General features: G+C 62.4%; 7 protein-coding genes and 1 pseudogene. 6 read left to right on the top strand and 2 right to left on the bottom strand.

Going from position 1 to position 9,168, the window contains the following annotated elements; all coding sequences use genetic code 11:
• Both ASD63_RS19615 and ASD63_RS19610 read left to right on the top strand, forming a co-directional pair.
• Nucleotides 1-653 (top strand): annotated as a pseudogene (locus ASD63_RS19615) (aldehyde dehydrogenase family protein); the annotation flags it as partial.
• 127 nt (nt 654-780) lie between these two features.
• A complete protein-coding gene (locus ASD63_RS19610) occupies nt 781-1,587 on the top strand; it encodes an HpcH/HpaI aldolase/citrate lyase family protein (protein WP_034801630.1) in 807 nt (268 codons plus the stop codon).
• Here ASD63_RS19610 and ASD63_RS19605 read toward each other — a convergent pair.
• Nucleotides 1,581-2,669 (bottom strand): D-mannonate oxidoreductase, encoded by a 1,089-nt coding sequence (locus ASD63_RS19605; RefSeq protein ID WP_034801632.1) that lies wholly within the window; start codon nt 2,667-2,669, stop codon nt 1,581-1,583. The two genes, ASD63_RS19610 and ASD63_RS19605, sit on opposite strands and share 7 nt — an antisense overlap.
• Before the next feature lie 20 nt (nt 2,670-2,689).
• Nucleotides 2,690-3,568, bottom strand: a complete 879-nt coding sequence (locus ASD63_RS19600) for a GntR family transcriptional regulator (protein ID WP_034801634.1) — start codon at nt 3,566-3,568, stop codon at nt 2,690-2,692.
• Nucleotides 3,569-3,786: 218 nt separating this feature from the next.
• Between ASD63_RS19600 and ASD63_RS19595 the strand changes: the two genes are divergently transcribed.
• From ASD63_RS19595 to ASD63_RS19580, 4 genes are all read left to right on the top strand, one after another.
• Nucleotides 3,787-5,292, top strand: a complete 1,506-nt coding sequence (locus ASD63_RS19595) for an altronate dehydratase family protein (protein ID WP_034801636.1) — start codon at nt 3,787-3,789, stop codon at nt 5,290-5,292.
• A 32-nt stretch (nt 5,293-5,324) separates the two neighbouring features.
• A complete protein-coding gene (locus ASD63_RS19590; RefSeq protein ID WP_034801638.1) occupies nt 5,325-6,344 on the top strand; it encodes an aldo/keto reductase in 1,020 nt (339 codons plus the stop codon).
• A gap of 167 nt (nt 6,345-6,511) precedes the next feature.
• Nucleotides 6,512-7,501 (top strand): ABC transporter substrate-binding protein, encoded by a 990-nt coding sequence (locus tag ASD63_RS19585; RefSeq protein WP_034801640.1) that lies wholly within the window; start codon nt 6,512-6,514, stop codon nt 7,499-7,501.
• 94 nt (nt 7,502-7,595) lie between these two features.
• Nucleotides 7,596-9,149 carry a sugar ABC transporter ATP-binding protein gene (locus ASD63_RS19580; protein ID WP_034801642.1) on the top strand — a complete coding sequence of 518 codons (1,554 nt, stop codon included), beginning with the start codon at nt 7,596-7,598 and terminating at the stop codon, nt 9,147-9,149.
• Nucleotides 9,150-9,168: the final 19 nt, after the last annotated feature.

Below are 9,168 nucleotides of genomic sequence, written 5' to 3'. Positions count from 1 at the left end.
CTTCGACGATGCCGATCTCGATGCCGCGGTCGAAGGCGCGCTGATCGCCAAGTTCCGCAACAACGGCCAGACCTGCGTGTGCGCCAACCGCATCTATGTTCAGGACAAGGTCTATGATGCCTTCTCCGACAAGCTCGCCAAGGCGGTCGCCAAGCTGAAGATCGGCAACGGTCTCGACGAAGGCGTGATCCTTGGCCCGCTGATCGACAAGGCGGCGCTGGAAAAGGTCGAGGAGCACATCGCCGATGCGACGTCGAAGGGCGCACGCGTCATCCAGGGCGGCAAGCGCCACACGCTCGGCGGCACCTTCTATGAGGCGACGGTTCTGGCCGACGTCACCCAGGCGATGGCCGTTGCGCGTGAAGAAACCTTCGGGCCGGTGGCCCCGCTCTTCCGCTTCACCGACGAGGCGGATGTGGTCGAGCAGGCCAACGACACCGAGTTCGGTCTCGCGTCCTAAGGACCTGGCGCGGGTGTTCCGGGTCGCCGAAGCGCTGGAATACGGCATGGTCGGCGTCAACACCGGGCTGATCTCGACGGCGGAAGCGCCGTTCGGCGGCGTCAAGCTTTCCGGACTTGGCCGCGAGGGCTCGCGCTACGGCATCGAGGAGTTCACCGAGATCAAATATGTCTGCCTCGGCGGCGTTGCGTAAGATACGGTACCCAATCTGAAAAACCGGCCGGAAAGTTCTGGCCGGTTTTTTTCTTTGCCGGTAGAAATCTCGTGATTGCGGGATTGAGGCATCGCTCGTCCCGTCGCATAGCAGGAGGAGACGACCCATGCCGGCACCGAAGAACCCTTTCAAAGCAGCCCTGCGCGAAAACCGCTTCCAGCTTGGGCTCTGGGTGGCGCTAGCCAGCCCCTATGCGGCCGAAGTGGTGTCCGGCAGCGGCTATGACTGGCTGCTCATCGACGGCGAACATGCGCCGAACGATATCCCGCTGCTGTCCGCACAGTTTCGTGCCGTCTCCGCATCGGCGAGCCACCCGATGGTTCGCCTGCCGGTGGGCGATACCGTGCTGATCAAACAGATCCTCGATACCGGCATGCAGACCCTCCTGATCCCGATGGTCGAGAGCCTGGCGCAGGCGCAGCAGTTGGTGCGCGCCACCCGCTATCCGCCCCATGGTATTCGCGGCGTCGGCGCCGCCCTCGGGCGGGCCTCGGAGTTCGGCCGCATCGGCGACTATCTTCAGACCGCCGGCGACGAAATCTGCCTGATCCTGCAGATCGAGAGCCGCGCAGGTCTTGCCGCCATCGACGAGATTGCCGCGCTCGATGGCGTTGACGGCCTGTTCATTGGTCCCTCCGATCTGGCGGCCGACATGGGTTACCTCGGCAAGCCGGGTCATCCGGAGGTGCGCGCGGCGATCGCCGACGCGTTTGAGCGCATCAAGAAGGCCGGCAAGGCGCGGGGCATCATGACGCTCGATCTCGAACAGGCGCGAGACTATCGCGAGATGGGCGCCGATTTCATGGCGATCGGCACGGATGTCACCTCGCTCGTGCGCGCGACGACGGCATTACGCCAGGAGTTTCTCGGCGAGGCGACGTCGGTTCCGAAAAAGCAGGAATCCGGCTACTGATCGCAAATTGCCTGGAGCTCAGGCATGACTACGCCGGGGCTCCAGCGCAGCAAATCGACGATCCGCCGTTCGATCTTTTCGCGATGATGATTGGCGATATCGCCTAGGCGGTGGTTGAGGAACGGGTTTCTGAAGCGTTCCAGCGTCGCGGTCACGTAGTCTGCCGCTTCGCTCTCCAGGCCTTTTGCGGCAAAGGCGGGGATCACTTCGGATTGGTAGATTTTGTCCAAGTGCGCGGCAATGCCGGGGTCGGCCAGGATTTTCCGAACGGTCCCGTTCTGGTCGCGACCTTGCCTAAGCCAGAGCTCGGCGAGCACCGTGTGGCCGAGATTGAGAATGTGAAGCTTCAGCTTCTCGTAAGGCGTCAGGTCATCCACGAGCTTCACGCACGGATGGATGCAAGGGAGCCGCAGGCCGGACTGGTTTTCGATCGCCCAGAGCGCATAAGGTTCGGCAATTGCACCGGCAGGCTCGAGCGGCTCGGAGACGATGCGGTCGACCAGCGTGTTGGCCCAGACGACATCCTTGTCCAGCCAGTCGATAAAGGCGATGTTTCCCATCCGCTCCGCCGCGAGCCGCAGCATCAGCGCCTTCAACACGTCGCCGTTGCGCGACACGAGCTCGCAAGGAAGAATCGTCAGCGGGCGTCGGGCCGCGTCGAAACGCGCCTTCAAGAGCAGGAGCAGCTTACCCGGAAAGGAAAGCGGAATGTCGGTTATCAGGTCGTTGTCGCCGACCTGGTAACCCGTGTCGCCGGTGTTGGAGATCAGGATTTCGGCTTCCTCGGCGATAATCGCCCGGATCTCGCTCCAGTTTTGGGCGGTCGAAAGCGCGCGCGCCACGCTTGTCACTCGCTGCGTCGCGTCGATCGTCTCGCCTTCCTGGATGCCACGGATGATGACGGGAAAGCCTTCCGGCCGGGCAAGGGCTGCAAGGCGCCCAGACCGTTCGCTCGACCCTGTCGTTTGCACGATGGTGATCGGACCGGGCGCTTCCCCCTTCTTCAACGCTTCGCTGATGAAGAGATCGGCATGCGCCTGAAGAAAGCGGCTCGTCCCGAATTGCACGATCGGCGTCGGCATGCATAGGCTCCGATAGCTGGCTATGGAATGGATTGGAGAAGGGTTTCGCGAGCGGACTGAAGGTGTCGCCGGCAGGCCTGTTCCGCCTTGGCCGGGTCGTGCGAACGCAGTGCTTCGATATAGGCGAGGTGTTCTTCGAGCGCGCGGGCGTTGCGCTGGCGGGCATTCGTTTTGTTCCACTGGTAGTGATAGTGGAAGACGATCGCGATGATGTCGTAGAAATCGACGATGAACCGGTTGCTCGATGCCTTGTGTACCAGCAGGTGAAACTGCTCGTCGAGCTCGGAGAACTCCCGGTAGCGATTGTCGATGTCGGCGAGGATGTCCCGGTGCAGAGCCTCGATCTCCCGAAGCTCATCCCACGCCGGATGGTTGTCGGGCAAAGAGACAAAGCGCGCGGCCGAGCGCAGTTCGAACATCTCGCGCACTTCCGTCAGCTCCAGCGCGAATTCGCGGGTGAAACCCTTGAGGATCCAATGGCTGTTCGGCCGCTTCTCGATCAGGCCGAAGCGGCTGAAACGGATCAGGAATTCACGTACGCTGGTCGTGCCGGTTCCAATGTCGCGCGCCAGTTCCAACTCGTTGATCTGCATGCCCGGCTCGGCGCCGCCGGCGAGAATCCGGCGCATGAAGCTGCGCTCGATGATCTCGGCGAGTGAATCCGTCTCTTCCGTCGGAAAATAATCGTCGGGCCGGGGTTGTCTCAGCACGCTCTTTTTGCGCTTGTCCCAGGCTATCAGCTGCAGTTCCTCGAAGCGGCTGAGGATCGCGCGGACCGTCGTCCGGCTGACGCCGAGCATCTGTCCGAGTTCTGGCTCGGAGGGCAGCGAGGATGTGTCCGCCAGCAACTTCAGGCAGCGGTTATAGGCATCCTTGAAGACGGTGTTCTGCTTTGCCATGGGCGACGTCCGGATCGTTCGAAGTTTTCTGCGCTTACGCGGAAGGCTCCTCTATCCCGTCGCTCCGGTTTTGTCTGCGTCTGTCATCCACATCTGTTCCTCCCAAGTCGCTCCGGGGCGTCTCGGCCTGCCGCCGATGTTTTCGCTATAATACCCATTGACGGCTATCTGTCTATTGTAGATAAAAGACAGAACGAAAATCATTTGGGAGAAACCGGGTGTCTGCGCCGTCCACCATCCTGCTCGCACCGGAGGACAATGTCGTCGTGGCGACGCTGGCGATTGCCGCTGGCGACGCCCTGCCGAACAATGTTCATGCAGCAGCGAAAGTCGATGCCGGCCACAAGATCGCGATCCGCCCGATCCGCGCCGGCGAGCCGGTCGTGAAATACGCCCAGGCGATCGGCCGGGCGACCGCCGATATCGCGCCGGGCGACCACGTGCACTCCCACAACCTCGCCTTCGACAAGGATCGCTTGGCGATCAGCCCACAGGGGGTGCCGGAAGCGGCAAGCGATGCCGACAAGGCCCGCACCTTCATGGGCTATCGAAGAGGTGATGGCCGGGCAGCGACGCGCAACTACATCGGTGTCGTCGCCAGCGTGAACTGTTCCACCACGGTCTGTCGCGCCATCGCCGAGGAGGCGAACAGGCGCATTCTCCCGAGATATGAGGGTATCGATGGTTTCGTGCCGATCGTGCACGATCAGGGCTGTGGCATGTCCTCGACCGGCGACGGCATGGCCAATCTGCACCGAACCCTCGCCGGCTACGCCCGCCATGTCAATTTCGGCGGCGTTCTGATGGTCGGCCTCGGCTGCGAGGTCAACCAGTTGACGCTCTATGGCCAGAGCGGCGCCGGCGCGGAGAAACGTCATTTCAACATCCAGGAAGCCGGCGGCTCGCGTCGATCCGTTGAAAAGGCGCTGGGCATTCTCGAGGAAATCGCGGCCGAAGTCGGGAACGAACGCCGTATTGCGATCCCGGTCAGCGAGATCATCGTCGGTTTGCAATGTGGCGGTTCAGATGGGCTTTCGGGCATCACCGCAAATCCGGCGCTGGGTGCTGCGGTCGATATCCTTGCCGCGGCCGGCGGCACGGCGATCCTCTCCGAGACTTCGGAAATCTATGGCGCCGAGCACCTGTTGCGCAGCCGTGCAGTCAACGAAGCAGTGGCGCTGAAACTTGATGGGCTGATTGCCTGGTGGGAGAGCTATGTGGCGATGCATGGCGCCTCGCTCGACAACAATCCTTCGCCGGGCAACAAACGTGGTGGCCTGACCACGATCCTCGAAAAATCGCTCGGCGCCGTCGCCAAGGGCGGCCGCTCGCCGCTGAACGCGGTCTACCGTTATGCCGAACGCGTCACCGAGCACGGGCTCGTCTTCATGGATACACCTGGCTACGACCCGGTATCGGCCACTGGCCAGGTCGCCGGCGGCGCCAATGTCATTGCCTTTACCACCGGTCGCGGCAGCTGTTTCGGCTGTCGGCCCGCGCCGTCGATCAAGCTTACCAGCAACACGGCGCTCTACCGGGCGATGGAAGAGGACATGGATATCGATTGCGGCGTGATCGCTTCGGGGGAGGCGAGCATTGCCGGGCTTGGCCGCGAGATCTTCGACCTGATCATCGAGACCGCTTCGGGCCGCAAGACCAAGAGCGAGCTTTTCGGCTACGGCGATAATGAGTTCGTGCCCTGGCATCTGGGCGCAACGCTCTAATTTGCGTAGGCCTTGGAGGAGGAAACGGGGAAATGCAGACGAGACGGATCGGTCGAACCGACCTATCGGTGACCGAGTTTAGCTTCGGCGCCGCCGGTCTTGGCGGCCTCTACCGCGAATGCACCCGCGAGTCGGCGATGGCGACCCTGGACGCTGCCTGGCAGTCGGGCATGCGCTACTTCGACGTTGCGCCCTTCTACGGCCTCGGCCTTGCCGAGCGCCGCGTCGGCGACTTCCTGCGCGATAAGCCGCGCGACCAGTTCGTGCTCTCCACCAAGGTCGGCCGTCTCCTGCATCCGGTGCCGCAAGACGAGGTGCCGGACTATTCCTATGTGAAGCCGCTCAATTTCGACGTCACCTACGACTACAGCTATGACGGCATCATGCGCTCCATCGAGTTCAGCTACGCCAGGCTCGGGCTCAACCGCATCGATATCCTCTATGTGCATGATATCGGCGTCTATACCCATGGCGCCGCCCGCAATGCGATCTACTTACGGCAGTTGATGGAGGGCGGCCTCAAGGCGTTGGAGGGGCTGAAATCCTCGGGAACGATTGCGGCCTATGGTCTTGGCGTCAACGAAGTGCCGGTCTGTCTCGACGTCCTGCGCCAGGCCGATCTCGACTGCATCCTGCTGGCCGGGCGTTACACCTTGCTCGACCGGTCGGCTGTCGCCGAACTGCTGCCGCTCTGCGAGAAGAAGCAGACTTCGCTCGTCGTCGGCGGGGTCTTCAATTCGGGCATCCTGGCGACGGGACCGGTCGAAGGCGCGCATTTCGACTACATGCCGGCAACGGAAGATATCCGGCAAAAGGTCGGTGCCATGGACGCGGTCGCCCGCGGCATGAACGTGCCGCTTGCCGCACCCGCCATGCAGTTTCCGCTCGCCAGTCCGCAGGTCGCCTCGGTGCTGCTCGGCACCGCCAAGCCGCAGAGCCTGGCGCGCAACATGGCGCTCGTCGAGCACCGGTTTTCCGCCGCCGATTTCGCCGCCTTCGAGCCGTTCACACTGGTCGCACCGGAGCTCGGGGACGAGCCGGTTCGGGTTTAACGGACGGCACTAAAGCGCCGTCTGAAATGCTGTTCCGGCAGCTTGCCAAGCCGGGATTGTCGTATTAGCATTCCAATATGTTTTTTATCGATAAAAGGTCGATAAGCCAGCACCTGCGATCGACCTCCAAGAAGTGGAACACGGTGCACCAAGAGGAGAAACCTGGGATGAGCATTCTGAAAAGCAGCCTTACCCGTCGCGCCTTTACCGCCCTGGCCGGCGCCGCGATGATCGCCGGCATGTCGCCGGTCGCCTCCTTCGCACAGGACGTGACGATCCCGATCATCGTCAAGGATACCACGTCCTTCTACTGGCAGATCGTGCTCGCTGGCGCCCGCGCCGCCGGCAAGGATCTCGGCGTCAACGTGCCGGAGCTCGGCGCTCAATCCGAATCCGATATCAACGGCCAGATCAGCATTCTCGAGAACGCGGTTGCGGGCGCGCCGGCTGCCGTCGTCATTTCGCCGACGGAATTCAAGGCGCTCGGCAAGCCGATCGATGAGGCGGCAAAGGCCGTTCCGATCATCGGCATCGACTCCGGTGCCGACTCCAAGGCCTTCTCGTCGTTCCTCACCACCGACAACGTCCAGGGCGGCCGCATCGCTGCCGATGGTCTCGCTGCGGCGGTCAAGGAAATGAGCGGCAAGGAAGAGGGTGAGATCGCCATCATCACCAGCCTTCCGGGCGTCGGCTCGCTCGACCAGCGCCGCGAAGGCTTCCTCGATCAGGTCAAGACCAAGTATCCGGGCTTCAAGGTCGTCGTCGACAAATATGCCGACGGCCAGGCGACCACCGGCCTCAACATCATGACCGACCTGATCACCGCCAATCCCAACCTTGTCGGCGTCTTCGCGTCCAACCTGATCATGGCGCAGGGTGTCGGCCAGGCAATTGCCGAAAACAAGCTCGGCGACAAGATCAAGGTGATCGGCTTCGACAGCGACGACAAGACGGTCGGCTTCCTCAAGGAAGGCGTTCTGGCCGGTCTCGTCGTTCAGGATCCCTATCGCATGGGTTATGATGGCGTGAAGACGGCGCTCGCGGTCTCGAAGAAGGAGAAGGTCGAGGCGAATGTCGATACCGGCGCCAATCTGGTGACCAAGGCCAACATGGCCGAGCCGAAGATCGACGCTCTCTTGAACCCGAAGGTCAAGTGACGACGGCTGCGGTGGGCGTTGAGCCCGCCGCACCCGCTTGCGGCCGGAACGAGGACCGGCCGCAAGCGATCTCTGCGATGGGAGGAATGCGCAGATGACCGATTTGCAAGAGGCACGCGACGGGAGGACCGAAGGACTGCATGTGGCGACACGCCATCCGGTTCCGAAAGGCGAGCCTATCCTGGAGCTGCGCGCCCTGCAGAAGAAGTATGGCGCCGTCGAAGCCTTGAAGCCGGCGTCGCTGACCTTTCTTTCCGGTGAAGTTCACGCGATCGTCGGTGAGAACGGGGCCGGCAAGTCGACGCTGATCAAGCTTCTGACCGGCGTCATCAAGCGCACGTCCGGTGAAATCTTCTGGTGCGGAAAACCCGTTCAGCTTGGCACGCCGCAGGAGGCGATTGAGCGCGGTATCAATGCCGTGCACCAGGAGGTCGTACTTTGCGCGCACCTGTCGGTCGCGGCCAATATGTTTCTCGGCGACGAGATCAATCGCAACGGCCTGATGCGCAAGCGCGCCATGACCGATGCGGCACAAAGCGTGCTGGATGATCTCGGCTTTAACCTGCCGGCCGGTGCCGTGCTTGGTAGCCTGACGATCGGCCAGCAGCAGCTTGTCGCCACGGCACGCGCGGCCATGCGCGGCACGCAGTTTCTGATCTTCGATGAGCCGACCGCCTATCTCACCCGCCAGGAATCGGCACAGCTCTTCCGGTTGATCCGAAGGCTGCAGGCCGAAGGCGTGACGATCGTCTATATCAGCCATCGCATGGAGGAAGTGTTCGAGCTTGCCGACCGTGTCTCGGTGCTGCGTGACGGCACCCATGTCGGCACCCGCAAGATCGGCGAGACCAATGAGGCGGAACTGATCGCGCTGATGATCAACCGCACGATCGAGCAGATCTATCACAAGGAGCATTTTCCGCCCGGCGAGATGATCGTCGAGACGCGCAACTTGAGCGGTCCCGGTTTCCAGGATGTATCGCTGACGGTGCGCGCCGGCGAGATCGTCGGCCTCTATGGGCTGATCGGCGCGGGACGCAGCGAGTTTGCGCTCGGCCTCTATGGCCGGCACCGACCAACGGCTGGAGAGATCTACTGGCAGGGCCGCAAGGTTGAGATCGCCAGCGAGCGTAAGGCCATGGACCTCGGCATTGCGCTTGCGCCGGAAAGCCGGCGCGACCAGGGCCTCTGCCTCAACCTGCCGATCGGCCTCAACATCAATCTGCCGGTTTTCAACCGGCTGACACGCGGTCTGACGATCAATGGCCAGCAGGAACGGGAAAACGCCGACCGCCAGATTCGCGACCTGAAGATCAAGACGCCGTCACGCCGGGTGCTGGCCTCCGCCATGTCCGGCGGCAACCAGCAGAAGATCGTAATCGGCAAGTGGCTGAGCCACGGCGCCAAGCTTTTCATCTTCGACGAGCCGACGGTCGGCGTCGATGTCGGAACCAAGGCGGAAATCTATCGGCTGTTCGCACGGCTTCTGGAGAACGGGGCGGGCATCATCCTGATCTCGTCCTATCTGCCCGAGGTCTACGAACTGGCGGACCGGCTGCACGTGTTCCGGCGCGGGCGGCTGGTCGCCAGCCACGACTATCGCGCCGCGAGCCATGAGGAAGTGCTGACGCAGGCAATTGGCGTTTGAACCGATAAAAACAAACTTG

This window comes from Ensifer sp. Root558 (assembly GCF_001427045.1).
Taxonomy (GTDB): Bacteria; Pseudomonadota; Alphaproteobacteria; order Rhizobiales; family Rhizobiaceae; genus Ensifer; species Ensifer adhaerens.
The sequence above is the reverse complement of the archived record's forward strand: the minus strand, read 5'-3'. Positions and strand labels throughout refer to the sequence as shown.

Bases quoted from the DNA above. Each gene is read 5' to 3' on its own strand.
- ASD63_RS19610 (WP_034801630.1), top strand. From the start codon at position 781: ATGCCGGCACCGAAGAACCCTTTCAAAGCAGCCCTGCGCGAAAACCGC.
- ASD63_RS19585 (WP_034801640.1), top strand. From the start codon at position 6,512: ATGAGCATTCTGAAAAGCAGCCTTACCCGTCGCGCCTTTACCGCCCTG.
- ASD63_RS19605 (WP_034801632.1), bottom strand. From the start codon at position 2,669: ATGCCGACGCCGATCGTGCAATTCGGGACGAGCCGCTTTCTTCAGGCG.
- ASD63_RS19600 (WP_034801634.1), bottom strand. From the start codon at position 3,568: ATGGCAAAGCAGAACACCGTCTTCAAGGATGCCTATAACCGCTGCCTG.
- ASD63_RS19580 (WP_034801642.1), top strand. From the start codon at position 7,596: ATGACCGATTTGCAAGAGGCACGCGACGGGAGGACCGAAGGACTGCAT.
- ASD63_RS19590 (WP_034801638.1), top strand. From the start codon at position 5,325: ATGCAGACGAGACGGATCGGTCGAACCGACCTATCGGTGACCGAGTTT.